The organism is Microbacterium sp. lyk4-40-TSB-66, from assembly GCF_030209475.1.
In the GTDB taxonomy this organism is placed as follows: Bacteria; Actinomycetota; Actinomycetes; order Actinomycetales; family Microbacteriaceae; genus Microbacterium.
This window is the reverse complement of record NZ_JARVRW010000012.1, coordinates 1-26,169: the sequence shown is the minus strand read 5'-3', so window position 1 is coordinate 26,169 and position 26,169 is coordinate 1. Positions and strand designations below refer to the sequence as shown.

Here is a 26,169-nt window from a genome sequence, read left to right as displayed (position 1 = left end):
ATCATGACCCCTCCGACCGCGACGGGCTCGACGTGGGCCTTCGACGCGATCGGCACGTCGTGGGCGATCGACACGGCCGAGCCGCTGTCGTCGATCGCCCGCGACGAGGTCGCGGCGCTCGTCGAGCGCTTCGACCGGGAGTGGTCGCGATTCCGCGCCGACTCGATGGTGTCGTCGCTCGCGCACGGCCGAGCGGCATCCGTCCCCGCACCGCCCGACACGGATGCCATGCTCTCGCTCTACGACGAACTCGACGCCGCGACCGCGGGCGCCGTGAACCCGCTGGTCGGCGACGCGCTGGCCCGCCTGGGCTACGACGCGCGGCTGACGCTCACGCCGTCGGGCGTCGCGCAGCCGGCCCCGTCCTGGCGTGACACGCTCGCGTGGGGCGAGGGACGTCTGAGCGTCTCGACCCCGTCGATCATCGACGTCGGTGCGCTGGGCAAGGGGCGCCTCGTCGACCTCGTGCTCGACGTGGTGCGCGCGCACGTCGACGGTGATGTCGTCGTCGACGCCTCGGGCGACCTCGCCGCGCGCGGCGCGGGGGTGCGCGTCGCGCTGGAGCACCCGTACGATCCCACCCTCGCCATCGGAGTGGTCACCGTGACCGACGGCGCGCTGTGCGCGTCGGCCATCAACCGCCGCGCGTGGGGCGACGGCCTGCATCACGTCCTCGACGCGCGCACCGGCGCGCCGGTGCGCGCGTTCGCCGCCACCTGGGCCCTGTCCGACACGGCCATGCGGGCCGACGCGCTCGCGACGGCGCTGTTCTTCGACGGTGGCCCGGAGCTCGCGGCATCCTGGAACGCGCACTGGGTGCGCATGCGTACCGACGGCCGCGTGGAGTGGTCGCCCGGATTCAGTGGAGAGGTTTTCTCATGAGCGTCACCCTCACCGCGGGTTCGACCCGCGTGCTCGGACTGATCGGCCGGGTCTCGATGTACCGCCTGGTGCTCTCGTCGCTCGGGTTGCTCGCGGTGATCGCCCTCGTGCTGTCGTTCGCCGGTCTCGTCGTGCCCGCCCCGCTCGAGCTCGTCGTCAGCGCGGTGGTGCTCGCTTTCGCGTGCGCTGCGACCGACCTCGTCGCCCAGAGCGTGCTCCGGATGCCGCGACGGCTCGAGTCCTCGCTCATCACGGCCCTGATCCTGCTCTTCGTGCTGCGTCCGTCGATCGAGCCGCTGGGGCTCGCGGGTCTCGTTCTCGCGGGAGTCGTGGCATCCGCGTCGAAATACCTGCTCGTCTGGCGCGGGCGCCACATCTTCAACCCCGCCGCGACCGGCGCGAGCGTGCTGACCATCGTGAGCATCTGGGCGCCCGACCTGGGCTCCTCCGCGTGGTGGGTGGGCTCACCGTGGCTCGCCGCCCCCGTGCTGGTGCTCGGCGTGCTGCTGCTCCTGCGCACCGACAAACTGCCGATCGTGGCGGTGTTCTGGGCCGTGGCGATGGTCGTGGCGTTCACGCGCACGACGGTCCAGTTCCAGGCGGCGGGTTTCCCCGTCGACGTGCCCGCCGTGCTGTTGCAGGTGGCGTTCTCGTCGCCCTTCCTCTTCCTCGGTGCCTTCATGCTGTCGGAGCCCCTCACCCTGCCCCCGCGCCGCACGCAGCAGTACCTCGTCGCGATCGTCGTCGGCGTCCTCGCCGGCTGGCCGGTGCCCGTGGGCGACATCACGCTCGGCCAGGAGCGAGCCCTGCTGATCGGCAACGTGCTGGCGTTCCTGCTGTGCCTGCGGGCGGCCGTGCGCCTGCGGGTCGAACGGCGACGCGAGCTCACGCCCACCGTGCGCGAGCTGACGTTCCACGCCGCCCGGCCGTTCTCGTTCCACCCCGGGCAATACCTCGAGCTCGACGTGCCGCACCGGCGCCCCGACGCGCGCGGCACGCGGCGGGAGTTCTCGATCGCGTCGGCACCGGAAGACCTCCCCGAGGTGCGGATCGCGTTCAAGGACGGATCGCAGTCGTCGTACAAGAAGGCGCTGGCCGCCGTCGAGTCGGGATCGACCCTCGCCGTCACCGGCGTGTGGGGCGACTTCGTGCTGCCGTCCCGCCCGACGGCGCCCGTGCTGCTGGTGGCGGCCGGTATCGGCGTGACGCCGTTCGTCTCGCAGCTGCGCCACCTCGTCGCCTCCGGTCAGGACCGCGACGTCGTGCTGGTCTACGTGGTGTCGGAGGCGGCGGAGCTCGCGTTCCGCGACGACATCGCCGCCAGCGGCATCCCCGTCGTGGTGTACTCGCGCGATGAGCCGATCGACCTGCCCGCCGGCTGGACGTGGGCGGGACCCGATCGGGTGGATGCCGAGGGGCTGGTGCGCGCGGTCCCCGACATCGCGCAGCGCGCGGCGTACGTCTCGGGGCCGCCGCGGTTGATCGCGGCCCTCGCCCCCGCCCTGGGCAAGGCCAAGTCGCTCACGACCGACGCATTCGCGGGGTATTGAACCCGGGGTGGCGGCCGGGAGGGCTGGTCGGAAGAGTGGGGGCATGGACTTCTTCCCCGATGACGCACCCGACGACGACCAGACCGCTTTCGATCACGTGGACGAGCGCACGCCGTCGTTCGAGCCGCCGCGCGACGAGCTTCCCGCGTTGTTCGCTGTGTCCGAGGTCATCGGCCGCGGCGACGACGTCGTCGTCGCGCTGACCGGCGTTCGGGTCTATTCGGACGGCGCGGAGCTGCTGATCGATCGGCACCTGCGTCGGGGTGGCCGTGACCCCCGCGAGTGGCAGTTGGCTCAGATGGACTTCTCCGGCCACTGGGGCCCGGCGATGAACGGCAGCGATCGACTGAGGTGGGGACTCGTCCTCGGTGACGGAACGCGCCTCTTCGCCGACGGACGGTTCGGGATGCCCGGTGCGGAGACGGCCGAGGGGCACACCGTGCGCGTGACGGGCGGTGGCGGCACCGGTGGCGGCGAGAGCTCCACGATGCATGACGGCCTGTGGCTCTGGCCCCTCCCGCCCGAGGGCCCCCTCGAGCTCGTCCTGCAGTGGCCCGCATTCGGTATCGGGGAGTCCCGGGTGATCGTCGACGGCGGGCAGCTGCGGGCGCTGGCCGCGTCGGTGAAGCCGCTCTGGGGCTGAGCCGGCGTCGGCGGAACCGCTCAGCGAGGGTTCAGCGGGCGACGTCGCCGGGCATCTTCGCCGCCGCCCCGCCTCAGCGTGCGTTCAGCCCGCGGAGCGATTGCAGTTCCCACATGTTGCCGTCGGGGTCGCTGAACGTCGCGTAGGCGACCCCACCCAGGTCGCGGATCTCCCCGACGTCGACGCCTCTCGATCGGAGCGTCTCGCGGACGGCCGCGATGTCGTCGACGACGAGATGGATGCCGTGGACGGGCGCGGCATCGCGGCGTGTCATGCCGACGCCGAAGGCGATGGAGCACGCGGATCCCGGGGGAGTGAGCTGCACGATCCGCATCCCGTTGCCCGGCTCGACGTCGTGGTCGAGACCGAACCCGACGGCGTCGACGTAGAACGCCTTGCTCCGGTCGACGTCGGTGACCGGGAGAGGGATGAGTTCGAGCTTCATGTCCATGCGAGACCCCGTTCCTGCGCGAATGCGCCCGTCATGACGAGAGGGAGCTCCAGAGCTGCCACGCCGCATGACCGTTCATGATGATTCCCATGAGCGCGACGACCGCACCCGCGACACCGAGCCGGAACGCCCCCTGAAGGCCCCCCGCGCGTTCGCCGGCACCTCCCGTCACCGGCCCTCTCCGTGTCGCCATCGCGGCTTCGTACACGGGACCGCGATATCTCACGATCAACAGTCCGCCGACGAGGACCACCATCCCGAGGATCAGGAAGGGCAGAGGGGGAGCGGGTGTCCTCGGCGCAGACGTCGACCGCACTGCCGCTCCCGGCCCCGCCGAATCTCCCCGTGCCACATCGGGGGAGGGCGATGCGGTCGCCGTTCCGGGGGTGGGTGAGGCGGTGGCGGGGGTGGGCGATACGGGGGCGACCTCCGTGGGTTGCCCCTCCGGCTCGACCGCCTGAGGGGCGGGGGCAGTGTCTTGGGGCACCCCATTGCCGGTCCCGCGATACGTCGTCGTCGCGTCCCCTGAACGGAAGAGTTCGACGCTGGTGCCGTCGGGCCGGGTCGACTCGAAGGATGTGCCCACGGGGGCCGGGGGAGCCACGGTCGGCACCGCAGTCGGAACGGGCTCCGTCGGAGCGGGGTCGAAAGTCCCTTCCGGCACCGACGGCTCGATGGAAGGTATGGGGCCTGCGGGCAGCGCCGGCTGGTCGATCACCTCGACGGTCGGTTCCGGTGAAGGGATCTCGTCAGCGTGCGCCGGAACGGCGGTCGCGATGACCACGGCGAAGATGGCGACGGCGAAAGCACCGCAATCGCGTGCACGAACCGGCACACATACCTCCGAATACTTCATCTCGACGTCCGCGAGAAGGACCCGGGTTCCCAGGCAACGCAAAGCTTATCGAGAAGAGCATCCTCCGGAAGAAGAGACCGCGGACGCATAGCGCCGTCGGTCCCTTCAGGGCGTTGCGTGGGAGATCCGCCTTACGCCGGATCCGCCGGCTTGGCGGGCAGCCGCACCTCGAACGTCGTGTCGCCGGGCGTGCTGCGGACCGAGATGGTGCCGTGATGCGCGTCGACGATGGCGCGGGCGATGGAGAGTCCGAGCCCCGTGCCGCCGGTCTTGCGATCGCGCGAGCGGTCCGCCCGCGCGAAACGTTCGAAGAGCTGCGAGGCGACCGAGGGGTCGATGCCAGGACCGTTGTCGTGCACGCGCAGGACCGCGTGGTCGCCCTCGTGTGCGACGGAGACGGCGATCTCGCTACCGGCCGGGGTGTGCGTCCGGGCGTTGGCGAGCAGGTTGGCGACGACCTGGTGCAGGCGCGAGGCGTCACCGGCGAGCTCGACGGGTCGGTCGGGGACGTCGATCGTCCACGCGTGTTCGGGCCCGGCGGGGCGGGCGTCGCCCACGGCCTCCACCGCGAGACGCGTCAGGTCGACCGAGCCGTACACCAGCTCCTGACCCTCGTCGAGGCGGGCCAGCAGCAGCAGGTCCTCGACGAGGCGGGTCATGCGCACCGACTGCGCCTGGATGCGCTCGAGCGACTGCTCCGTGGTCTCGACCGCCAGGGCGACGCGCTGACGGCTCTCGTCGTCCTGCGCCTGCCGCATGGCCCGGAGCGACAGTTCGCTGAATCCGCGGATGGATGCCAGGGGCGTGCGCAGTTCGTGACTGGCATCCGCCACGAACCGGCGCATCAGCTCCTCGTTGCGCTGCCGGGCGCCGAGCGAGGCGTCGACCCGGTCGAGGAGGGTGTTGAGCGCCGTGCCCACCTGCCCGATCTCGGTGTGCGCGTCGACCTGGTCGGCGGGCACGCGCTCGGTGATCGACACGTCGCCCTCCTCCATGCGCATGGAGGCGACGCGTGTGGCGGTCTCGGCGACGGCGCGCAGGGGGCGCAGCCCCAGCCGGATGACGATCGCGATGATCACGGCGAGCAGCAGCAGTCCGCCCGCGGTGACGAGGGCGACGGTGGTAAGGATCGCGCCGATGGTGCCGGTGACGTTCGAGAGGGGGAGGCCGACGAGGAACGCGCCACCGCCGGGGGCGGCGTAGGTGCGCACCAGGTATTCGCCGAGGTTGGGGAGGTTGACCGTCTTGGTCGTGAACTCGGTCGCCTGAAGCGTCTGAGTGATCTGACCGAGGTCGTCATCGGTGAGCGCGCGAGGGCCGTCGGCATCGACGACGGCGCCGGTGAAGCCGCTCGACGGGGAGTTCATCACCAGGAGGGTGCCGTCGAGGAATCGGGTGGATTCGAGCACGTTCTCGGCGCTGGACGAGAACGCGGCACGAGGCTGGATCGACGAGGCCGTCTCATTCACGGATGCCTCGAGGTTGACCACCAGCACCTGGCTGAGGATCGCGCTGGTGGAGATGCCGATCATCACGAGGATGAAGGCGACCATGCCGATCACCGCGGTCATCAGCCGCGCCTGCAGGGTCCACGGGTGGCGCAGTCGAGTGATCACGCTCTCGCGCGGCGGCTCATCCGGGAGCGGGGGAGCGGGCCGGGGCGGAAGACTCACTGAGGGGCTTTGATCATGTAGCCGACGCCGCGCACGGTGTGGATGAGCGGCTCGTGCCCCGCATCGATCTTCTTGCGGAGGTAAGAGATGTACAGCTCGACGACGCTGGAGCGACCGCCGAAGTCGTAGTTCCAGACGCGGTCGAGGATCTGCGCCTTCGAGACCACGCGCCGCTGGTTGCGCATGAGGAAGCGCAGCAGCTCGAATTCGGTCGCCGTCAGTTCGATCTCCTTGCCGCCGCGGACCACCTCATGGCTGTCCTCGTTCAGCGACAGGTCTCCCACGCGGAGGATCGGTTCGGAGTCGCGGGTGAGTGCCGTCCCCGCGCGGCGCATGAGGCCGCGGAGCCGGGCGACGACCTCTTCGAGGCTGAAGGGCTTGGTGACGTAGTCGTCGCCGCCGGCGGTGAGGCCGGCGACGCGGTCGGCCACGGCGTCCTTCGCGGTGAGGAAGAGGACGGGGACGTCGTTGCCCGAGTGGCGCAGACGCTGGAGCACCGCCATGCCGTCGAGGTCGGGCATCATGATGTCGAGCACCATGGCATCCGGTTCGAAGTCGCGAGCCGACTGCAGAGCGTCGAAGCCCGATCCTGCGGTCTTGACCTCCCACCCCTCCATGCGCAGCGCCATCGACAGCAGGTCGGTGAGCATCTGCTCGTCATCGACGACGAGCACGCGCAGCGCGCTCCCGTCAGGGCGGGTGAAGGCGGGGGCGGCGGCGGTCGCGGTCATGCACTCATTGTGAGGGGGAATCTATGACCTTTCTATGGCGTGGGTTATGGGCTTCCTGTGAGCGCGTCAGCCATCGGCTGAACACCACCGCGGCACCCACCCCGAGGGCTGCGCCGAGGGTGTTCGCGACGACGTCGCGCACGTCGGCGACGCGAGCGGGGAGCATAAACAGCTGCCACGTCTCGATCCCGGCGCTCAGCGCCAGCCCGCCGAGGATGCCGTACCACCATCGTCCGCGCCACGCGATGACCAGGAGCCCCAGGGGCGCGAACAGGGCGACGTTGGCGGTGAACTCCACGCCGTCGTAGCTGACCCATCCCATCCCGGGGGCGGACTGCAGCTCGCGGACCAGGCGTCGGAGGGCGCCCTCGACCTCGGGGTCGACGATCGTGGGGCGCAGCGTCATCCACCACACGGCCGCCGCGTACAACGCCGAAGCGGCGACGAGCAGTGCCCGTCGCCGCTTCGTGACCAGCCGGGTCAGTGGGTGTCCTCGGCCTCGATCTCGGTGCGGTCGCCCGACCAGAGGGTGTGGAACGTGCCCTCTTTGTCGATGCGACGGTAGGTGTGGGCGCCGAAGAAGTCGCGCTGCCCCTGGATGAGGGCGGCCGGCAGACGCTCGGCGCGCAGGCCGTCGTAGTACGCCAGCGACGAGCTGAACGCGGGGGCGGGGATGCCGGCGGACGCGGCGAGCCCGACGATGTCGCGCCACGAGTCCTGGGCGCGGCCGAGGGCCTCGACGAAGTACGGCGCCGTCAGCAGCACCGGGAGCGTCGGGTCCGCGTCGTAGGCCTCGGCGATGCGGTTGAGGAACTGCGCGCGGATGATGCAGCCGCCGCGGAAGATCTTCGACACCGCACCCAGGTCGATCTTCCAGTCGTACTGGGCGGCGCCGGCGCGGATCTCGTCGAAACCCTGGCTGTACGCGACGATCTTCGAGGCGTACAGCGCGAGACGCACCTGCTCGATGAAGCTGTCGGCATCCTCGCCGGTGAGGTTCTCGCCGCCGAGCGTCTGGTCGGGGCCGGGGAGCTCGCGCGACACCTCGCGCTGCTCGGGGTGGCTCGACAGCGAGCGCGCGAAGGTGGCCTCGGCGATGCCCGAGACGGGAACGCCCAGGTCGAGCGCGGTCTGCACCGTCCAGGCGCCCGTGCCCTTGGCGCCGGCCTGGTCGAGGATGACGTCGACGAGGGGCTTGCCGGTCTCGGCGTCCACCTGGCGCAGCACCTCGGCCGTGATCTCGATCAGGTACGACTCCAGCTCGCCGCGGTTCCATTCGGCGAACACGTCGGCGATCTCGGCGGGCGTCTTGCCCGTCGCCTGACGGATCAGGTCGTAGGCCTCGGCGATCAGCTGCATGTCGGCGTACTCGATGCCGTTGTGCACCATCTTGACGAAGTGACCCGCGCCGTCGTGGCCGACGTGCGTGACGCACGGCTCGCCCTCGGCGACCGCGGCGATCGACTTCAGGATCGGGCCCAGGGTGGCCCATGCCTCGTCGGAGCCGCCGGGCATGATCGAGGGACCGAGGAGCGCTCCCTCCTCACCGCCCGAGACGCCCATGCCGACGAAGTTGATGCCCGTGTCGCGCACGGCCTTCTCGCGGCGGATGGTGTCGGTGAACAGGGCGTTCCCGCCGTCCACGATGATGTCGCCGGGTTCGAACACCTTCACCAGCTCGTCGATGACGAAATCGGTGGGGCGGCCGGCCTTGACCATGATGATCGCGGTGCGCGGCTTCGCGAGCGACGCGGCGAAGTCCTCGTACGAGAAGGAGGCGACGAAGTTCGCCTCGGGGTGTGCCTCGAGCACGTGCTCGGTCTTGTCGGCGCTGCGGTTGAACACCGCGACGGTGTTGCCCTCGCGGCTGGCGAGGTTTCGCGCCAGGTTCGAGCCCATGACGGCGAGACCCACGACGCCGATGTTGGCGCGGCCGTCGCCCTCGCCCTCGGGGCGGGAGTCGGCCTCGGCGGTGGGACGCTCGACGTCTGCGATGTCGGGGGCGCCTTCATGCACCTGAGCGGCCTGGTGAGGGGCCTGGTCCTGGTCGGTCGAGGGTCCGGTCGGGGAGGGGGTCGACGTCATTCGTTTGCTCCGTAAAAAGGCTGCGAGGAAGGGGTTCGGGCGCACGTGGGGTTGCCGATCCACTGTATCGGCTCGGCTCCGACGTGTTTCAGGCGGGGAGGAGATGCAGGCGGTCGACGACCTCCTGCACCTGCTCCTGGGGGGTCAGGTCGAGGTCGATGCGGATGGCCTGCTCGTCGGCATCCGGCATCTCGAGGGTGTCGAACTGCGAGGTGAGCAGCGACGGCGGCATGTAGTGCCCCTGGCGGCGCAGGAGCCGCTCGAGCACGAGTGCGGGGTCGCCCATCAGCAGCACGAAGGTCACGTCCTCCCGGCGCAGCACGTCACGGTAAGTGTGCTTGAGGGCTGAGCACGTGATGACGCCGGGCCGCCCCGACGCGATCCGGCCGTCGATCCACTCCGCGACCCGATCGAGCCACGGCCAGCGGTCGTCGTCGTTCAGCGCGTGCCCGGACGCCATCTTGGCGACGTTGGCCTCGGGGTGCAGGTCGTCGCCCTCCTGGAAGTCCCAGCCGAGGCGGCCGGCGAGCATTCCGGCGACGGTGGACTTGCCGGTGCCGGCGGGTCCCATGAACACGAGGACGGGTGCGGGGGTGGCCATGGGCTCTCTCTTCGTCGAAGGGCTCGGGCCTGACGGCCCGAGGGGCGGTCAGATGGTGCGGCGTACCTCGGTGAGCACCGCGGCGACGTATCGGCGCGTGTGCTCCTCGGCGGCGTCGGCGTCGGCGCGTCCGATGGCGGCAGCCGTCTCGATGTGGTTGTCGAGCGCGTCGGGGTTCGGGATGCCGGGAGTGAGCCCGTGCATCGCGCGACCCTCGATCGCGGCGGCGATGGGCGCTCGAGCGGCGGCGAGCATGAGGTTGCCGCTGGAGAGCAGGATCAGGTCGTGGAAGGCGATGTCGGCCGCGAGGTACTCGGGGGAGTTGCCGAGGCCGGCTGCGCCGAGGCGCGCGAGCTCGTCCGCGAGGCGGAGGATCTCGCCGCGCTGCAGGTCGGTGGCGCGGCGGGCACTGAGGCGCGCCGCCACCGGTTCGATGGCCGCGCGAAGCTCCGTCGTGTTCACGATCAACTGATCGCGGCCGCGGCCGGCGAGCTGCCACCCGATGATGCGGGTGTCCAGCGCGCTCCAGTCGGCGGGGGGACGCACCGTGATCCCCACGCGGCGGCGCTGAGCGAGCATACCCATCGCCTCGAGCACCCGAACTGCCTCGCGCACCACGGTGCGGGACACGGCGTACTCGGATTCGAGGTCGGCGAGGGTCAGGACGCGTCCGGTGGCGAGGTCGCCGTCGACGATGCGCATGCCGATGGCATCCACCACCGAGCCATGCGACGCTCGCGCCATGACCCCTCCTTAGGTGCATTAGGTACGACCATATCTTGTCAAAAATATGATCATTGTGTGAGAATCCTGCGAACGCCTCTCGGCGGCCGCGGACGAGCCGAGTATGCCCGACGCCGCGCACCCCCTGTATCGACGGAGATCTCTTGGACGACTGGACTCAAACACTCGGCACCGCGCCGCTGCTCGCCATCGCGGCGGGCGCGATCGCGCTGATCCTGGTGCTCATCATCTGGCTGAAGGTGCACGCGTTCCTCGCGCTCATCATCGTGTCGCTCGTGACGGCGTTCGTCGCCGGCATCCCCGTGTCGGCCATCGTGTCGACGCTCACCGGGGGATTCGGCGGCACCCTCGGCACCGTCGCCCTGCTCGTCGCCCTCGGCGCGATGCTCGGACGTTTGATCGAGCACTCCGGTGGCGCGCAGTCGCTCGCCGAGACCTTCGTGCGCATCTTCGGCGAGAAGCGCGCCCCCTTCGCCCTGGGCATCGTCTCGCTCATCCTCGGTTTCCCGATGTTCTTCGACGCGGGCCTCGTCATGATGCTGCCGATCATCTTCGCCATCGCGCGGCGCGTGTCGGGCAACAACGTGCTGCTGTTCGGTCTGCCGGCCGCCGCCGCGTTCTCGGTGATGCACGTCTTCCTGCCTCCTCACCCGGGTCCGGTGACCGCGAGTGAGCTGTACGGCGCCAACCTCGGGCTGCTGCTGATCGTCGGCCTCATCATCGCGTTCCCGATCTGGTACCTCTCGGGTTACCTCTGGGGCAAGTTCATCGCGCGCCGCATCGTGCTGCCCGTGCCGATGCTCTTCGGCGACGTCGACGCCGACCAGCCCAGCAACCCGCCCAAGCCCGGCACGGTCATCGCCGTGCTGCTGCTGCCGATGCTGCTGATCTTCCTCAACACCGGCCTCACCACCCTCGGCTCCGCGGGAGTGGTCGACACCGACAACATCGTCGTGCAGGTCCTCGTGCTGCTCGGCAACTCGCCCGTCGCCCTGCTCATCACCGTTCTCGTGGCCACCGTCGTCTTCGGCTTCCGTCGCGGCGAGAACGGCACCGCCCTCGAGAAGGTCGTCGATTCGGCGCTCGGCCCGGTGTGCTCCGTCATCCTCATCACCGGTGCGGGCGGGATGTTCGGTGCGGTGCTGCGTGCCTCGGGCATCGGAGACGCGCTCGCCGACAGTCTCGGCGACCTGGGCCTGCCCGTCATCGTTGCGGCGTACGTCATCGCCGTGATCCTCCGCCTCGCGCAGGGTTCGGCCACGGTCGCCCTCGTCACCGCCGCGGGCCTGGCCGCCCCCGCCGTCATGGCCGGCGATTTTTCGCCGCTGCAGGTCGTGGCGATCACGCTCGCCACCGCCGCGGGGTCGGTGTTCGCCGGCCACGTGAACGACTCCGGCTTCTGGCTGGTCGGTCGACTCATGGGCATGGACGTCAAGACGACGCTGAAGACCTGGACCGTCCAGCAGGCCATCGAGTCGGTGCTGGGCTTCGTCGCCGCTCTCGCCGTGTTCGGCGTCGGGGCGATCCTGTGACCGGCTCGAACGCCGACCTGTTCGACGTCTCCGACCGTCTCGCACTGGTCACCGGGTCGTCGCGGGGCCTCGGCCGTGCGCTCGCGCTCACCCTCGCCCGCGGCGGAGCGCGCCTGATCGTGCACGGTCGCGACGCGGCAGCCGTCGAGCAGACCCGCGTCGAGGCCGAGGAGCTGTCGGGCCGCCCCGCGCTCGGGGTGACCTTCGACGTGACCGATGCATCCGCCGTCGAGGACGCCGTGGCGGGCCTTCTCGCCGAGGTGGGCGCCCCCGACATCCTCGTCAACAACGCCGGGGTCCAGCGCCGGGCGCCCATCCACGAGTTCGCGGTGAGCGACTGGGACGACATCGTCGCAGCGAACCTCTCGGGTGTCTTCTACGTGTCGCGCTTCGTCACACCCGCGATGGTGGAACGCGGCTCCGGCAAGGTCGTCAACGTCGCCTCGGTGCAGTCGCGCCTGGCGCGACAGACGATCGCGCCCTACTCGGCCACGAAGGGCGGTGTCGCCCAACTGACCGCAGGCATGGCCGCCGACCTGGCGCGCCACGGCATCCAGGTCAACGCGCTCAGCCCGGGGTACTTCGCGACCGAGATGAATCGCGCCCTCGTCGACGACCCCGAGTTCACGCGCTGGCTCACGCAGCGCACCCCCGCTGCGCGATGGGGAGACGTGGACGAGCTCCGCGGGGCGCTGCTCTTCCTCGCCTCCGACGCATCGAGCTTCGTTTCGGGACAGAACATCTTCGTCGACGGCGGGATGACGGCGGTCGTCTGACCGCGAGAGGAATGACGATGAAGTCTCTGTTGATCGAGAAGGCGAACACCGCGGTCCTCCGCGAGGTGCCCATCCCCGAACCCGAGGAGGGACAGGTGCGCCTGCGCGTGGAGTACGTCGGGATCTGCGGGTCCGACCTGCACTACTTCTTCGAGGGCGCCAACGGAGCCTTCGTCGTGCGCGAGCCGCTCGTCCCCGGTCACGAGCTGTCGGGACGGGTCGATCTCGATCCCTCCGGTGCACTCGCCCCGGGGACGCCGGTCACGGTGCATCCCGCGAGGTTCGGGACTCCGCGCGAGGGTATCGAGGACGCGCCGCACCTGTGGCCCGGGGGCTCCTACCTCGGCAGCGCCTCCACCTGGCCGCACACCCAGGGCGCGGCATCCGAGTATCTGGTCGTCGAGAGCGGCATGGTGCGCCCGCTGCCGACCGACCTCCCGGTGCGTCGCGCCGTGCTGGCCGAGCCGCTCGCCGTCGCCCTGCATGCTCTCGGCAAGGCGGGTCCGGTCGACGGCCTCGATGTGCTCGTCACCGGATCCGGCCCGATCGGTCTGATGGCCGTCGCCGCGGGCACCGCCGCCGGGGCGCGCGTCACAGCGACCGACGTGCTCGCCGGCCCCCTCGAGCGTGCGCGGGCTCTCGGCGCCGAGGCGACGATAGACGTCTCGAGCGAGACGGTCGAGGCGGGTGCGTACGCGGTCGTGCTCGAATGCTCGGGCGTGCCCGTGTCGATCTCGACCGCCCTGAAGGCGGTGCGGGCGGGAGGCACCGTCGTGCAGGTCGGCATGCTCCCCGACGATGCGCGGCCGGTCAACCTCGCCCCCTTCATCTCCAAGGAGGTGCGCTACTTCGGCGCGTTCCGCTTCCGCGACGAGATCGACGCGGCGGTGGAACTGCTCGCGGCGAACCCCCGTATCGAGAACGCCCTCACGCACGAGTTCGCGTTGACGGATGCCGACGAGGCCTTCGCCACCGCGCGTGACTCCCAGCGTTCCGGCAAGGTCGTCTTCGCCCTCTGACCCGGACGACGGTGCGGGGCGCCCACCGGGCCGCTCCGCACCGTCTCCTCCGGCGTCAGGCGCTGCGTTCGGCGGTGAACCGGCGCGTCACCGCGATGTCGCGGTCGCCCAGGTCGCGCTCCACGATCTCGTCGAACGCGTCGCGGAGCGCCGGCAGCAGAGCCGGGCTGGTGCCGGTGGCGGCGGCGATGTCGGCCGCGAAGCGCAGGTCCTTGACCATGTACGACGCGACGCCGCTGGGGGAGTCGTCGCCTGAGACGAGCTTGTCGCGACGGCTCTGCAGCAGGTTCGACCCGGCGTACCCGCCGCCGAGCAGCTGCCAGAGGGCGGCGGGGTCGACGTCGGAGCGGGCGGCGAGCTCCGTCGCCTCGCCGAGCGCGAGGATGGTGGCCGCGACGACCATCTGATTGCACGCCTTCGCGACCTCTCCGGCGCCGAGGGGGCCGAGCCGCACGGGGGTGCCGCACGGGGCGAGCAGGGCGGTCGCCCGATCCGTGTCCGTCTCGTCTCCGCCGAGCATGATCGACAGGGTCCCGGCCTTCGCGCCGTCCTCCCCGCCCGAGACGGGGCAGTCCACGACCCGGATGCCGTCGGGAAGCCGACCGGCCAGGTCGCGCACACCGACGGGCGACGACGTCGAGCCGATCATGAGCAGGAAGTCCCGGTCGCCGACGCCGGCGAGCAGTCCGTCGGGTCCATCGAGGTGCTCCTCGAGCTGCGGGAGGTCGGGCAGCATCACCAGTACGGCGTCCGTCGCCTCGGCGAGTTCGCGGGCCGTGGCCGCCCAGGTGGCTCCGGCTCCGGTCAGGCCGGGTCTTTCGCGCCGCGCGTGCACGGCGAGGGATCCGCGGGCGGACAGCAGGTGGTGGGCCATCGGCTCGCCCATGGCGCCGAGGCCCCACACGCCGAGTCGCACGTCATCGAGCGTTGTCATGGACCGATCTTACCGGCTGGACAACAGGTTGAACAGGGTTCAATATAGTGAACAGAGTCCGATAAGGATCGCCGCGGTGCGCAATCGCGGCGGCGAAGGGAATGACGACGATGTCGACACGGTCCAGTCTCCGCGCGGTGGTCGCGGTGCCTCTGAAGGAAGAGCACTGCCGCCTCATCGAACGCCTCGAGCCGCGCCTCGAGCTCGTGCGCGACGCGTCGCTCACGCCCCCGATGCGCGGACCGGCCGATTGGTCGGGCGACCCGGACCACGAGCGTACCGCTGAACAGCAGCGGGCTTTCGACGAGATGGTCGACTCGGCCGACGCGCTGTTCGGCATCCCCGATGTCGACCCGTCCGCTCTCGCCCGCACGGTCGCGGCGAACCCGCGTCTTCGCTGGGTCATGACCACGGCGGCGGGGGGCGGAGGACAGGTCAAGGCCGCCGACCTCGACCGCGAGGCCCTCGACCGCGTCGCTTTCACCACGAGCGCCGGCGTCCACGGCGGACCCCTCGCCGAGTTCGCCGTCTTCGGCGTGATGGCCGGCGCGAAAGACCTGCCCCGTCTCGCCCGGCAGCAGGCCGAGCGCGCGTGGACCGATCGCTGGGAGATGCGTCAGGTCGATGAGATGACCGTGCTCGTCGTGGGTCTCGGCGGCATCGGTGCCGAGTGCGCCCGTCGCTTCCACGCCCTGGGGGCCGAGGTGTGGGGGACCACCCGCTCGGGCGCGCCCGTCGACGGAGTCGACCGCCTCATCCCGCTCGACGAGCTCGTGGGCGCCGTCGGAGAAGTGGATGCCATCGTGGTCACCCTTCCCGGCACCGAGCAGACCCACCACCTCATCGACGAGCGCGTGCTCGCGGCGGTCAAGCCGGGGGTCATCCTCGCCAGCGTCGGGCGCGGAACCGTGATCGACGAGTCGGCGCTGCTCGCGGCCCTCGACGACGGGCGGGTGTCGTTCGCGGCCCTCGACGTCTTCGAGGTGGAGCCGTTGCCCGAGGATTCCCCGCTGTGGCGGCATCCGTCGGTCCTGGTCAGCCCGCACACCGCCGCGCTGAGCAGCAAAGAGGAAGAGCGCATCGCCCGCCGCTTCGCGGAGAACGCCACGCGCCTGCTCGACGGTCAACCGATGCGGGCGGTTGTCGATACGGTCGAGTTCTACTGACGCGCCGTTGCGGCGACGTCCGCACGACGGGGAGGTCGCGGTGAGAGATGACGATGAGGGCGGCGCCGTCCGCGACCCGGCTCCGGCGGTGGGGCGCAGCATCCGGCTCCTGGGCCTGCTCGCCGAGGCGGGGCGCACCCTGACCCTCACCGAGCTCGCAGCGGGTCTGGGCCTCGCGAAGTCGTCGACGGCGAACCTCTGTCTCTCGCTCGAAGCGGGGCGCATGATCGAGCGCGTTCCACTGGGGTACCGCCTCGGTATCCGCACCGCGGAGCTCGGCGGGGCCTTCGCCGCGCAGTTCAACCAGGTCCGCGAGTTCTACGCGGTGTGCGAGACCTCGCCGGTGCTGGCGACCGAACTCGTGCAGGTCGCGGTGCTCGACGACGCGGACGCCCTCTACCTCGCCCGCTACGAGGGATCGCGATCGATCCGCATGGGCACGCCCCTCGGCTCGCGCCTTCCCGCGGCGCTGTCGGCCACGGGCCGGGCGCTGCTGATGACGCGCACCGACGACGACGTGCGGGCCCTTCTCACGCGGGGCCGCCCGCTGCCGAAACTCACCGACCACAGCACCCTCGACGTCGACGCCGTGATCGCCAAGATCGCCGCCTCGCGAGAGCGCGGATGGGCGGTCGACGAAGAGGAGTCGTTCCGCGGAATCGTGGGTGTCGCCGTGCCCCTCGAAGGGTGGGCGCCCGGCGACCCGCAGCTGGCGCTGGGCGTGGGTCTTCCGGTGGCGGATGCCGCGCCCGAGCGCATCGCCCGCATCGGGGGCGCGTTGCGCGAGGCCGCCGCGGCGTTGACCAACCCGTTCAGCGCGTCCCGTCCCGCCTGACCGCTCGCTCCGCCTTCCGGGGTCCGGCGCGTCTGTCGCGTGCCCGGACGCTCCATCGCGCCCGTTCGACCGACACCTCACTGCGCGTCTCCACGAATACTGTTCAACATATTGAACTGTGTCCACTCCGTTGGTACAGTCGGCTCGTCGTAAGACCCCAGCCGATCGAAGGAGATGGCCGTGACCACTGCATCCACACCGACGCCGCAGCCGACGGATGACCCCGAATACGCCGCGAACCTGCGCCGCGCCACCCTCGCCTCGAGTATCGGCAGCGCGCTGGAGTACTTCGACTTCGCGCTCTACGGCCTCTCGACGGCGCTGATCTTCAACGTCCTGTTCTTCTCGCAGGACGACCCGGCCCTCGCCACGGTGGCCGCCTTCGCCACCTACGGCGTCGGCTTCCTCGCCCGCCCCTTCGGCGGCCTCTTCTTCGGCGTGCTCGGTGACAAGCTCGGTCGCAAGTGGGTGCTCGTCATCACGATCCTGCTGATGGGCGGAGCCTCCACCGCCATCGGTCTGCTTCCGACCTACGAGGCCGTCGGCATCCTGGCGCCCATCCTGCTCGTGCTCATGCGTCTGCTGCAGGGCTTCGGCGCCGGCGCCGAACAAGCCGGAGCGACCGTGCTCATGGCCGAGTACGCGCCCGTGAAGCGTCGTGGCTTCTTCTCGGCGCTTCCCTTCATCGGCATCCAGGCCGGCACCCTGCTCGCCGCGGTCGTCTTCGGCCTGATCTCGTTGCTGCCCGAAGACCAGCTGCTCAGCTGGGGCTGGCGCGTGCCGTTCCTGGCGTCGTTCGTGCTCATCCTGCTCGCGCTGTTCATCCGTATGCGTCTGCGCGAGACGCCGACCTTCATCGAGCTCGAGAAGAGCGAGCAGATCGCCGAGCGCCCGGTCCGCGACATCTTCACGCGCGGTCTGCCGGGTGTGATCGTGGGCATCGGACTCCGCATGGCCGAGAACGGCGGCTCGTACATGTTCAACACCCTCGCGCTCACGTTCTTCGTGGCCACCGTCGGCGGCCAGGCCGACCGCAGCCTGCTGACGTGGGGTGTCACGCTCGGCTCGCTCATCGGGATCTTCTCGGTGCCGCTGACGGGTGCGCTGTCCGACCGCATGGGCCGCCGCACGGTCTACCGCGCGGGTGCACTGTTCATGCTGGTGTTCACGTTCCCGGCCTGGTGGCTCATGTCGCTCGGCAGCTATCCGATCACCATCGCCGTCATCGCGATCGGCATCGGGGTGGCTGTCAACTCCATGCTCGGACCCCAGTGCGCCATGCTCCCCGAACTGTTCGGCAACCGTCACCGCTACCTCGGCGTCGCGATGGCGCGCGAGCTGTCGGCCGTCCTGGCCGGTGGTCTCGCGGGCGTCCTCGGCGCGTACATCATCGCCGTGAGCGATGCGAACTGGCTGCTGCTGGCGATCTACATGGCGACCCTGGCGCTCATCACGACCGCCTCGACCTTCCTCGTGCCCGAGACCCTGCGTCGCGACCTCACGCGCACCGATGACGCCATCAAGGTGTCGCGCGAAGAGGCCGGCGAGGGCGTGGATGCCACGACCGTCACCGTCCGGACCATCCGATGACCCGCGCGTTCGACCTCACCGGCCGGCTCGTCCCGGTCGCCGGCTCCGCTCACGCCATCGAGGTGGTCTGATGCGCATCGCCCGAGTGCGCACGCCGCAGGGTGTCTCGACCGTGCGCGTCGACGACGACGGCCGATTCGTCCCCGTCTCCGACCCGTACGCCGCCTTCGCGGCGGGTGGGGAAGCTCAGGATGCCGCGGGCCCGGTCGCCGGCGAACTCGCGGCGCCGTGCACCCCGACGCTGGTCGTGGGCATCGCCCAGAACGGGCCGGGTCACGCGTCGCCGGTGCAGGCGTGGCTGAAGAGCCCGCGCACCGTCACGGGGCCAGGCGTCCGCGTGCGATTGCGCCGCGATGCCGGCCGGACCGTGGCCGAGGCCGAGGTGGCCGTCGTGATCGGGCGCGACACGACCGGGCTCACGGCTGCGAACGCCCACGAGTACGTCCTCGGCATCACCGCGGTGAACGATCTGTCCAGCCCCGACCGGGCCGCCGTCGATCCACGGAATTTCGAATCGAAGTCGGGGGAGGGCTACACCCCGCTCGGCCCGTGGATCGACACCGGTCTCTCTCTCGACGCCGACCTGCCGATGGCGCTGCTCGCCGACGGCGTCGCTCGGGCCGAGACGTCGGCCGGCCGGCTGCCGATGACGCCGCGCGAGTGCCTCGCGTACGTCGCGGCCTGGACGACCCTCGGGCCCGGTGACGTCGTCATGTTGGGCGCCCCGTATTCGCAGGCGCCGATTCGCGCAGGCGAGAGAATCGAGGTCGTCATCGGCGATCTGCGCCTGATGACGCCGACATCCTGAGGGCCATGGCGGATCTTCGCCGTCGAACGGCGGTGCGCCGCGGCGGGTGTGCCCGCGACGCGGCACCCAATGCCGGCGTGCCGGTCTTCCTAGCCGCCCGCGGCGTCGTCTGACCCTCGTGTCGTCGCGGGCCCGCAGGTTCGCGTCAGTGCTTCTTGTAGCCCGCGTTGCGCCCCATCGAGAAGAGGGCGCCGACCGTGCCGACGAAGCCGATCGCGGCGATGCCGCCGATGACCCAGAGCACGACGTGAGAGAAGAAGCCGCTGTCCATGATGATCCTCCGGGTCGGTGTGGCCGTTCGATCTTACCGTCGCGAGTGCGGCGCCCGTGTCGTCCGCCGCGGCGTCCGCGCGAGGTGGCGTCGGGGCTCGATCCGATGCGGGTCGTGTCGGCGCCGGGGCACTGGTAGACTTTCGGGGAACTTCGGCGAGGGACTGCCGCGCACCTGACGGTGCAGGTGGCATCCGTGATCGACGCAGTGAAGCAGGCTCCCCGGCTTTCCTCACGCGCTCGCGTTCGAGTCGAATCCAGACCACACAGGTGCGGGCCGCGTCCCGCTCACAATCTGCGGGCCACGCGCTCGCGAGGAGAACATCATGTCGGAAGACAACAAGGTCGTCGCGGAACTCCGCGAGAACTTCGGCAAGGGCTTCGCCCGTCGTCTGCGTGCCGCGGGCAAGATCCCGGCCGTCATCTACGGTCACGGCACCGAGCCCCAGCACGTCGCGCTGCCCGGCCACCAGGTCGCGCTGCTCATCCGTCGCGCCAACGCGCTGCTCGACCTCGACATCGCGGGCAAGGGCCAGCTGGTCCTGGTGAAGGACGTGCAGAAGGACCCCGTGCGCCAGATCATCGAGCACATCGACCTCATCGTCGTCCGCAAGGGCGAGAAGGTCCAGGTCGACGTGCCCGTCGTCGTCACCGGCGAGCCCTTCCCCGGCACGGTCGCCATGCTCGACGCGACGACGGTGACCCTCGAGGTCGAGGCCACCCACATCCCGCAGAACGTCGAGGTCGATGTCGAGGGCGCCGAGGACGGCACCCAGATCACCGCCGCCGACCTCACGCTCCCCGCCGGCGCGACGCTGGTGACGGAGCCCGAGACCCTCGTCGTGGGCGTCTCCATCCCGCTCGACACGCTCGCGGCCGACGAGGAGATCGCCGAGGCCGACGCCGAGGTCGCCGAGGAGCAGTCCGAAGAGGCCGAGGCCGCCGAGGGCGACGACAAGTAATCCCTGGCGGGCTTCGGCCTGCCGACCACGAGGGGGCGCGTATTCGCGCCCCCTCGTTCGCTTTCTCCGGGCTCCACGGCCCGGCTCACGCGCGCGGACCCGGTTCGCGGGTGCGGAAGGATGGATGCCATGGCGGACACCTGGCTCATCGTCGGTCTCGGCAACCCCGGACCACGCTACGAGGCGACACGGCACAACGTCGGGCAGATGGTCATGGACGAGCTCGCCGGCCGACGTCGCGAGGCGTTCCGCACTCACAAAGCCAACGCGCGCGTCGTCGAGACCTGGCTCCGTCCCCGATCGGCGAAGCTCGTCCTCGCAAAGCTCAACTGCTTCATGAACGTCTCCGGGGGACCGGTGGCGGGACTCGCCCGGTTCTACGGCGTCGACGCGGACCATGTGATCGTCGTCCACGACGAGCTCGACATCCCCTACGACACGATCAAGCTCAAGACCGGCGGCGGCCACGGCGGCCACAACGGCGTGCGCGACATCGCCAAGGCCCTCGGCACCGCGGACTTCCCGCGCGTGCGGGTGGGCATCGGGCGGCCGGTCGGGCGACAGGACCCCGCGGATTGGGTGCTCGACCCGTTCAGCGCAAGCGAGCGCCAGACGTTGTCGATCCTGGTGGCGGATGCCGCCGATGCCGTCGAGCTCCTCGTCGACGAGGGCTTGGTGTCGGCCCAGCAGCGTTTCCACGCCCCCCGCGCCTGACGTCCGACCGGCCGCGCGGCCGGGGCCGACCGTTCTTGCTGCCCGGCACCCTCGGCGGTCGATACGACGAAAAGACCCCGGCCTCGAAAGGCCGGGGTCTTCTGATGGTCCGATGTCACATCGTGGAGCCGACGCCCACCGCGGCACCGATACCGAGGGCGGTGATCACGACGATGCCGCCGAGCACGGCGATGACGATCGCGGCGATTCCCCATCCGCGGCCGCGGTTCTTCACCGCGGCGATGATGCCCTGGATGAAGCCCCAGAGCCCCAGGACGCCGTAGACGACGAACGCCGCGACCGAGAGCGCGGCGACCGCGAGCGCCGACTGCTCGGCCCCGGGCGGCAGGGATTCCGGGTCGACCTGACCGGTCGCGGAGTCGACGTACTGTCCGAGGCCTCCGGTCTGCACACCCGCCACGAAGGCGAGGATCGCGCCGACGACGACGGCCAGGACGGAGGCGGCGAAGGCGATGATTCCGAGCCTCTTCGACACCGGCGCGCGGTGCTCGGGGGGTGAGGCGGGCGCGGCGTACCCACCCGGCGCGGCGTAGGCATCGCTGCGCGTGGGGGGCGGGTTGTACGGCTCCGGCGGCGGCGGTGTGGTGCTCACGAGTTGCTCCCTTGGTTCGTCGACGGGCAGGACGCGCCCGCTCGGCGGATGACGGACACGACGCCCGTTGCCGCGAGTGTAGGCGAGCGCCTGACAGGCCCTTCGAGGGCTGGACGTGCCCCTTCCCGGCGCGGTATCGCGCCGAGGACACGCGGTCACACGGGTGTGAGGCCGCTCGACATCGTCGCGAGTCCCGCCACGAGGGCGATGGCGACCAGGCCGCCGAACACGACCGGTCCCAGCACGGAGAGGACGATCGCCGTGATGCCGGCCCCACGTCCGGATCCCATCGCGGTGGCGACGATCCCGAGCACGAGCGCGGTGATCCCCACGATCGTCCCCGCCCAGAACGAGACCTCTCCGACGAGGACGACGTCGCGCACCGGCGACAGGACGCGCCAATCGAGGGTCGACGGGGTGAGCGTCTCGAGCCCCGGCCCCGCACCTCTGGCGGTACGGAACGCGGCGAAGCCTCCGACGGCGGATGCCAGGACGGTGGCGGCGATCGACGACAGCAGCGCCCAGATACCCAGCGGTCTCGTGCGTCGTCGGGGCGGCGGGGGAGCGAGGAGGGTGCCGACCGGCGGCGCGACGTGCGGCGCGGCGAAGGCCGGACCGTTCGGGACGCCGGGGGTGCTCATTCCGTCACTCTACGAGACCCCGTCGGTCAAGGGCGTGGGCAGAGCCGACCCGATGTCCGACCCCCCGCGTAGACTCGTGAGAGTGACAGTTCCCGGGATCGTGCGCGCCCTCGAGCAGGCTGAGTCGTACCGTGAGGCCGCTTCCGCGGCATCCGCCGACCTGTCTCTCTCCCTCGTCGATGGCCTCGACGCACCCGTGATCGCGGGGTTGATCGAGCGTCGTCGCGCGTCCGGCGGGCCCGGCGCAGTGCTGGTGATCGCCCCGACCGGGCGACGTGCCGAGTCATTGGGTCCGGCACTCGATGCCGTCCTCCCCGGCGCCCACGTGCTCCACTTCCCCGCGTGGGAGACCCTGCCGCACGAGCGCCTGAGCCCGAGCCCCGAGACCGTCGGTCGTCGCCTCGACGTGCTGCGCCGGATCGCCGCGTGGGACGGGGAGGTGCCGCTGGTCGTCACCGCATCCGTCCGCAGCGCCCTGCAGCCGCTCGCCCCCGGTCTCGGCGACGTGGAGCCGGTGCAGCTCGTCGTCGGCGGTCGCGGGCACCAGCTCGAGGCCGTGACCATGCGCCTGGTCGAGCTGGCGTACCACCGCGTCGACATGGTGTCGCGGCGCGGCGAGTTCGCCGTACGCGGCGGCATCCTCGATGTGTTCCCGCCCGTGGCCGATCATCCCTACCGCGTCGAGTTCTTCGGTGACGAGGTCGACCAGATCCGGTCGTTCTCCGTCGCCGATCAGCGGTCGCTTCCGGGCGAGGTCACCGACGTCACCCTCGTTCCCAGCCGGGAACTGCTCCTCAGCACCGAGGTGCGCGCCCGCGCCGCCGAGCTTCGCGACGCCTATCCGGGTCTGCGTCAGTTGCTCGAGAAGATGGCCGAGGGCATCCCCGCGGAGGGCATGGAATCGCTCATCCCCGTGCTCATCGACGACCTCATCACCCTCGTCGACTACCTGCCCGGGGGCAGCGCCGTCGCGCTCGTCGACCCCGAGCGTTCGCTCGCGCGGGCGACGACGCTCGGCGACACGAACCGTGAGTTCCTCGAGGCGGCGTGGTCGGCGGCGACCGCGGGAGCCGACACCCCCGTCGACCTCGACTCCGGCGACTTCGTGACGCTCGACGACCTGCACGAGAAGGCCACGGGTCGCGGCGGCGTCTGGTGGGAGCTCAGCGCTTTCGATTCGGGCGCCGCGGATGCCGAAGACGAGGGCCTCGTCGTCGGCGATGATTCGGCGCACCGCGTCAAGGCCGATGCGGTGCCGTCGTTCCAGGGCAACGTCGAGGGGGCCACCGAGCACGTCGGTCAACTGCTCGCGGACGGCTGGTCGGTGGTGGTCACGGCATCCGGACCCGGAATGGTCGACCGTGCCCGCGACGTGCTCGCCGAGCGCGGCATCGCGGCGCGTCGGGTGGACGACGTGCGCACGGCGCCGGAGCCCGGAGTCGCGCACGTGGTGTGCGCTCCGCTGGAGCGTGGCTTCCAGCTCACCGAGGCGAAGTTCGCCGTCATCACCGAGACCGAGTTCTACGGTCGATCGGTCAGCGGAGACAACCGGGGGGTCAAGAAGCTCGCGTCGCGTCGACGCAATGTCGTCGACCCGATGCAGCTCAAAGCCGGAGATGTCGTCGTCCACGCCACGCACGGCATCGGCAGGTTCCTCGAGCTCACGCAGCGCGAGGTATCCAGCGGCGGGCGGAACGCGGTCAAGACCACCAAGGAATACCTGGTGCTCGAGTACGCCCCCGCGAAACGCGGGTACCCGGGCGACAAGCTCTACGTGCCCACCGATCAACTCGACCTGCTGTCGAAGTACGTCGGCGGAGAGGCGCCCACGCTGTCGAAGATGGGCGGGAGCGACTGGGCGGCGGCCAAGGGTCGTGCGCGCAAGGCCGTCCGCGACATCGCGGTGGAGCTGGTGAAGCTCTACTCGGCGCGCATGGCGTCGAAGGGGTACGCCTTCGGGCCCGACACGCCCTGGCAGCGCGAACTCGAGGAGGCGTTCCCGTTCGCCGAGACCCTCGACCAGTTGCAGACGATCGACGAGATCAAGGCCGACATGGAGAAGCCGATCCCGATGGACCGCCTCCTCTCGGGAGACGTCGGGTTCGGAAAGACCGAGGTCGCCGTGCGCGCGGCGTTCAAGGCCATCCAAGAGGGCAAGCAGGTCGCGATGCTCGTGCCGACGACACTGTTGGTCAAGCAACACCTCGAGACCTTCGCCGAGCGATACGCCGGCTTCCCCGTCACGGTGCGACCGCTCTCGCGGTTCCAGTCCGACAAGGAGGCGAAGGCGACCCTGGCCGGCCTCACCGACGGCACCGTCGACATGGTCATCGGCACCCACCGCATCCTTACCGAGAAGGTGATCTTCAAAGACCTCGGCCTGATGATCATCGACGAGGAGCAGCGTTTCGGCGTCGAGCACAAAGACGCGCTGAAGAAACTGAAAACGAACGTCGACATCCTCGCGATGAGCGCGACGCCCATCCCGCGCACGCTCGAGATGGCGGTCACCGGCATCCGTGAGATGTCGACGCTGGCGACTCCGCCCGAGGACCGGCACCCGATCCTGTCGTACGTCGGACCCCGCAACGACAAGCAGATCGCCGCGGCGATCCGGCGCGAGCTGCTGCGCGAGGGCCAGGTGTTCTACGTGCACAACCGCGTCTCGTCGATCCAACGCGTCGCCGCCCACCTCGCTGAGCTGGTCCCCGAGGCGCGCATCGTCGTCGCCCACGGGCAGATGGGCGAGCACGCCCTCGAGCAGGTCGTCGACGACTTCTGGGAGCGCCGAGCCGACGTGCTCGTGTCGACGACCATCATCGAGACGGGCCTCGACATCTCGAACTCGAACACGATCATCATCGACCGCGCCGACAAGTACGGTCTGTCGCAGCTGCACCAGCTGCGCGGTCGCGTGGGCCGCGGGCGCGACCGTGCGTACGCGTACTTCCTCTACGACGAGATGAAGCCCCTCTCCGAAACGGCGGCCGACCGCCTCGAGACGATCGCGGTCAACAACGACCTGGGCAGCGGCATGCAGGTCGCACTGAAAGACCTCGAGCTGCGCGGTGCCGGCAACCTGCTGGGTGCCGAGCAGGCCGGGCACATCGCCGGCGTCGGCTTCGACCTGTATCTGCGCATGATCGGCGAGGCCGTTTCGACCTTCCGCGGCGAAGACGTCGACGGCCCCAGCGAACTCCGACTGGAGTTGCCGGTCGACGCCCGTCTGCCCGAGTTCTACATCGACAGCGAGCGTCTTCGCCTCGAGGCGTACCAGAAGCTCTCGGCGGCTGCTTCCGCCGGAGCGAAGGACGACGCCATCGATCTCGTGATCGAGGAGCTCCGGGACCGATACGGCGAACCCCCCGCCGAGGTCGAGGGCCTCATCGCGGTGGCGCGCCTGCGTCGCCGTGCGGCACAGGCGGGACTCGCCGATGTCGTGGCGATGGGATCGAACCTGCGCATCGCCCCCGCACACCTCGCGGAGTCCATGCGGGTGCGCCTGCAGCGCCTCTACCCGAAGGCGAAGCTCGTCGCGGGCGGGGACGCCATGGTGGTGCCCCTCCCGCAAGACGCGGATGATGCGAACCTGATCGCATGGGTGCGTCAGCTCCTCGACGCCCTATGGCCGTTGCCCGTCGAGCAGGCGGCGGAGTCAGCGCACGCCTGATCGCCTCTGTCCGCGGGGCACCTGATTCGCGGGTCCGATCGACCTCTGCGACGGTCGGACCCGCTCGCGTCGTCCGGCGCGATTCCGGGAGACGGGACCGCGACACGCCCGGGCAGGACGTGGATTCGACGGAGTGGCCGTTCCCGCGTAACTTATTCCTTGTTCGCCCCACAGGGGAGAGCGGAGCGGCCCGAAAGGCCCCGTGTCCCCTCAAGTGGTGAGCCGCCCAAAACCTCATCAGATGGTGTATGGTTTTGGTTCTGGTCGTTCGGCCGGTTCCCGAGGTTGATCTCTCCGTGAGGTCCCACTGAGGAACTGTGTGCTGGGCGGTCGGTCAACAGAAGTGAACTGCCTCATGGGTTGGTCGGAAGACTGTTTCTGTGGGTGCGTCCGTTCCTTGAGAACTCAACAGCGTGCACTTGT

24 protein-coding genes are annotated in these 26,169 nt (G+C 70.3%); 13 read left to right on the top strand and 11 right to left on the bottom strand.

Going from position 1 to position 26,169, the window contains the following annotated elements:
• Positions 1-3: 3 nt before the first annotated feature.
• The 3 genes from QRO03_RS14505 to QRO03_RS14495 are packed head-to-tail and all read left to right on the top strand — an operon-like array spanning position 4 to position 3,075.
• Positions 4-882, top strand: coding sequence for an FAD:protein FMN transferase (locus QRO03_RS14505; protein ID WP_285138191.1), 879 nt, complete (start codon positions 4-6; stop codon positions 880-882).
• Positions 879-2,432, top strand: a complete 1,554-nt coding sequence (locus QRO03_RS14500) for an FAD-dependent oxidoreductase (protein ID WP_285138189.1) — start codon at positions 879-881, stop codon at positions 2,430-2,432. Before QRO03_RS14505 ends, QRO03_RS14500 begins: the two co-directional genes overlap by 4 nt.
• 43 nt (positions 2,433-2,475) lie before the next feature.
• Positions 2,476-3,075, top strand: coding sequence for a hypothetical protein (locus QRO03_RS14495; RefSeq protein ID WP_285138188.1), 600 nt, complete (start codon positions 2,476-2,478; stop codon positions 3,073-3,075).
• Positions 3,076-3,148: 73 nt separating this feature from the next.
• On the opposite strand, the gene QRO03_RS14490 is transcribed toward QRO03_RS14495, so the two are convergent.
• The 7 genes from QRO03_RS14490 to QRO03_RS14460 form a co-directional block, all read right to left on the bottom strand.
• Positions 3,149-3,526, bottom strand: coding sequence for a VOC family protein (locus tag QRO03_RS14490; RefSeq protein WP_285138185.1), 378 nt, complete (start codon positions 3,524-3,526; stop codon positions 3,149-3,151).
• Between the two features lie 987 nt (positions 3,527-4,513).
• The gene (locus QRO03_RS14485) at positions 4,514-5,998 is read right to left on the bottom strand and encodes a sensor histidine kinase (protein WP_350224136.1); all 1,485 of its coding nucleotides are present in this window, start codon (positions 5,996-5,998) and stop codon (positions 4,514-4,516) included.
• A gap of 53 nt (positions 5,999-6,051) precedes the next feature.
• Entirely contained in the window at positions 6,052-6,786 is a 735-nt protein-coding gene (locus QRO03_RS14480) for a response regulator transcription factor (protein WP_183420194.1), read from the bottom strand.
• Positions 6,787-6,790: 4 nt separating this feature from the next.
• Positions 6,791-7,216 (bottom strand): VanZ family protein, encoded by a 426-nt coding sequence (locus QRO03_RS14475; RefSeq protein WP_285138183.1) that lies wholly within the window; start codon positions 7,214-7,216, stop codon positions 6,791-6,793.
• Between the two features lie 50 nt (positions 7,217-7,266).
• Positions 7,267-8,871: an NADP-dependent phosphogluconate dehydrogenase gene (gene gnd, locus QRO03_RS14470; protein WP_285138182.1), complete on the bottom strand. Its 1,605-nt coding sequence runs from the start codon at positions 8,869-8,871 to the stop codon at positions 7,267-7,269.
• 88 nt (positions 8,872-8,959) lie between these two features.
• Complete coding sequence (locus tag QRO03_RS14465; RefSeq protein WP_285138181.1) at positions 8,960-9,472, bottom strand: gluconokinase; 513 nt, start codon at positions 9,470-9,472, stop codon at positions 8,960-8,962.
• Positions 9,473-9,520: 48 nt separating this feature from the next.
• On the bottom strand, positions 9,521-10,216 hold the full coding sequence (locus tag QRO03_RS14460) for a FadR/GntR family transcriptional regulator (RefSeq protein WP_285138180.1): 696 nt from the start codon (positions 10,214-10,216) through the stop codon (positions 9,521-9,523).
• 143 nt (positions 10,217-10,359) lie between these two features.
• Here QRO03_RS14460 and QRO03_RS14455 point away from each other — a divergent pair, with 143 nt between their 5' ends.
• The 3 genes from QRO03_RS14455 to QRO03_RS14445 are packed head-to-tail and all read left to right on the top strand — an operon-like array spanning position 10,360 to position 13,543.
• Positions 10,360-11,748, top strand: a complete 1,389-nt coding sequence (locus tag QRO03_RS14455; protein ID WP_285138179.1) for a GntP family permease — start codon at positions 10,360-10,362, stop codon at positions 11,746-11,748.
• The gene (locus QRO03_RS14450; RefSeq protein WP_285138178.1) at positions 11,745-12,524 is read left to right on the top strand and encodes an SDR family oxidoreductase; all 780 of its coding nucleotides are present in this window, start codon (positions 11,745-11,747) and stop codon (positions 12,522-12,524) included. The genes QRO03_RS14455 and QRO03_RS14450 overlap by 4 nt, the downstream gene beginning before the upstream one ends.
• Before the next feature lie 17 nt (positions 12,525-12,541).
• Positions 12,542-13,543, top strand: a complete 1,002-nt coding sequence (locus QRO03_RS14445) for a zinc-binding dehydrogenase (protein WP_285138177.1) — start codon at positions 12,542-12,544, stop codon at positions 13,541-13,543.
• Positions 13,544-13,598: 55 nt separating this feature from the next.
• On the opposite strand, the gene QRO03_RS14440 is transcribed toward QRO03_RS14445, so the two are convergent.
• Entirely contained in the window at positions 13,599-14,477 is an 879-nt protein-coding gene (locus QRO03_RS14440; protein ID WP_285138176.1) for an NAD(P)-dependent oxidoreductase, read from the bottom strand.
• 110 nt (positions 14,478-14,587) lie between these two features.
• Between QRO03_RS14440 and QRO03_RS14435 the strand changes: the two genes are divergently transcribed.
• From QRO03_RS14435 to QRO03_RS14420, 4 genes are all read left to right on the top strand, one after another.
• Complete coding sequence (locus QRO03_RS14435; protein ID WP_502883055.1) at positions 14,588-15,643, top strand: D-2-hydroxyacid dehydrogenase; 1,056 nt, start codon at positions 14,588-14,590, stop codon at positions 15,641-15,643.
• Positions 15,644-15,683: 40 nt separating this feature from the next.
• Positions 15,684-16,478: an IclR family transcriptional regulator gene (locus QRO03_RS14430; RefSeq protein ID WP_285138174.1), complete on the top strand. Its 795-nt coding sequence runs from the start codon at positions 15,684-15,686 to the stop codon at positions 16,476-16,478.
• Between the two features lie 174 nt (positions 16,479-16,652).
• A complete protein-coding gene (locus tag QRO03_RS14425; RefSeq protein ID WP_502883054.1) occupies positions 16,653-18,068 on the top strand; it encodes an MFS transporter in 1,416 nt (471 codons plus the stop codon).
• A gap of 70 nt (positions 18,069-18,138) precedes the next feature.
• Complete coding sequence (locus QRO03_RS14420) at positions 18,139-18,876, top strand: fumarylacetoacetate hydrolase family protein (protein WP_285138172.1); 738 nt, start codon at positions 18,139-18,141, stop codon at positions 18,874-18,876.
• A 145-nt stretch (positions 18,877-19,021) separates the two neighbouring features.
• Here the strand turns inward: QRO03_RS14420 and QRO03_RS14415 are convergent, their stop codons facing one another.
• Positions 19,022-19,147 (bottom strand): hypothetical protein, encoded by a 126-nt coding sequence (locus QRO03_RS14415; protein ID WP_285138171.1) that lies wholly within the window; start codon positions 19,145-19,147, stop codon positions 19,022-19,024.
• Between the two features lie 325 nt (positions 19,148-19,472).
• Between QRO03_RS14415 and QRO03_RS14410 the strand changes: the two genes are divergently transcribed.
• The gene (locus QRO03_RS14410) at positions 19,473-20,108 is read left to right on the top strand and encodes a 50S ribosomal protein L25/general stress protein Ctc (RefSeq protein ID WP_285138170.1); all 636 of its coding nucleotides are present in this window, start codon (positions 19,473-19,475) and stop codon (positions 20,106-20,108) included.
• Positions 20,109-20,237: 129 nt separating this feature from the next.
• Positions 20,238-20,822: an aminoacyl-tRNA hydrolase gene (gene pth, locus QRO03_RS14405; RefSeq protein ID WP_285138169.1), complete on the top strand. Its 585-nt coding sequence runs from the start codon at positions 20,238-20,240 to the stop codon at positions 20,820-20,822.
• A gap of 115 nt (positions 20,823-20,937) precedes the next feature.
• Here the strand turns inward: pth and QRO03_RS14400 are convergent, their stop codons facing one another.
• Both QRO03_RS14400 and QRO03_RS14395 read right to left on the bottom strand, forming a co-directional pair.
• The gene (locus QRO03_RS14400) at positions 20,938-21,435 is read right to left on the bottom strand and encodes a hypothetical protein (protein ID WP_285138168.1); all 498 of its coding nucleotides are present in this window, start codon (positions 21,433-21,435) and stop codon (positions 20,938-20,940) included.
• Between the two features lie 155 nt (positions 21,436-21,590).
• Positions 21,591-22,076 (bottom strand): hypothetical protein, encoded by a 486-nt coding sequence (locus QRO03_RS14395; protein ID WP_285138167.1) that lies wholly within the window; start codon positions 22,074-22,076, stop codon positions 21,591-21,593.
• A gap of 82 nt (positions 22,077-22,158) precedes the next feature.
• Here QRO03_RS14395 and mfd point away from each other — a divergent pair, with 82 nt between their 5' ends.
• Entirely contained in the window at positions 22,159-25,746 is a 3,588-nt protein-coding gene (mfd, locus tag QRO03_RS14390) for a transcription-repair coupling factor (RefSeq protein WP_285138166.1), read from the top strand.
• Positions 25,747-26,169: the final 423 nt, after the last annotated feature.